1 pseudogene is annotated in these 491 nt (G+C 51.9%); it reads right to left on the minus strand.

The annotated features are described in order from the left end of the window. Positions 1-491, minus strand: a pseudogene (rpoB, locus tag IB267_RS33045) (DNA-directed RNA polymerase subunit beta); the annotation flags it as partial.

The raw sequence follows: 491 nt of genomic DNA on the forward strand, positions 1-491 counted from the left end.
TGCCACGGTCGTGGTCGAAGAACACGCCCGGGGAACGGTGCAGCTGGGAAACGATTACACGCTCGGTACCGTTGATTACGAAGGTACCGTTTTCAGTCATCAGGGGAATTTCACCCATGTAGACTTCTTGCTCTTTGATGTCCTTGATCGCTTTGTTCGACGATTCTTTGTCGAAAATGATCAGGCGCACTTTTACCCGCAAAGGTACGGCGTAAGTTACACCGCGCAATACGCATTCTTTGACATCAAATGCCGGTTCGCCCAGACGATATCCGACGTACTCCAGCGCAGCATTGCCGGAGTAGCTGATGATCGGGAAAACGGATTTGAAGGCCGCATGCAGGCCCACGTCGCGGAACTGATCTTTAGTCGCTCCCGCTTGCAAGAATTCACGATACGAATCCAGCTGGATGGCCAGGAGGTACGGCACATCCATGACGTCCGGCAACTTGCTAAAGTCCTTGCGGATACGTTTTTTCTCAGTATATGAG

Source organism: Ensifer sp. ENS09 (assembly GCF_014852425.1).
GTDB lineage: Bacteria > Pseudomonadota > Alphaproteobacteria > Rhizobiales > Rhizobiaceae > Ensifer.